The sequence below is a fragment of the Lysobacter sp. Soil_C_59 genome (assembly GCF_057656415.1).
The window spans coordinates 1-447 of the sequence record NZ_JBDGKK010000023.1 but is presented as its reverse complement, the minus strand read 5'-3'; the positions used below and the strand labels follow the sequence as shown (position 1 = coordinate 447).

Here is a 447-nt window from a genome sequence, read left to right as displayed (position 1 = left end):
CGCGCAAAAAGAAACCCCCAGCCTGTTGGCTGGGGGTTTCGGGGTAAAGCCCCTGGCGATGACCTACTCTTGCATGGCTTAAGCCACACTACCATCGGCGCATGTGCGTTTCACTTCCGAGTTCGGAATGGGATCGGGTGGGACCACACAGCTATTATCACCAGGGAGAGGGTGGAGGGTCGCAAGCTTCAATAAACCATGTTTCGGTGTATTGAGTCGCGCACACGCTCTCGTTTGGCTGCTTTCACGGGATGTATTCCGTGTCGGCGAATGGGTTGGGAATTGTAGCAAGTTTTTGGCGAATGGTCCCGACGTATCGGAAGCCAAAGCAACTTGAGGTTATATGGTCAAGCCACACGGATCATTAGTACAGGTTAGCTCAATGCATTGCTGCACTTACACACCCTGCCTATCAACCACCTGGTCTTGATGGTTCCTTTAGGGGAC

Annotated in this window: 2 rRNA genes; both read right to left on the bottom strand. The window is 52.8% G+C overall.

The window, feature by feature from the left end:
- Positions 1–50: 50 nt before the first annotated feature.
- Positions 51–165: ribosomal RNA gene (gene rrf, locus AC3A3Q_RS18695) — 5S ribosomal RNA — on the bottom strand.
- A 178-nt stretch (positions 166–343) separates the two neighbouring features.
- Positions 344–447: ribosomal RNA gene (locus AC3A3Q_RS18690) — 23S ribosomal RNA — on the bottom strand; the annotation flags it as partial.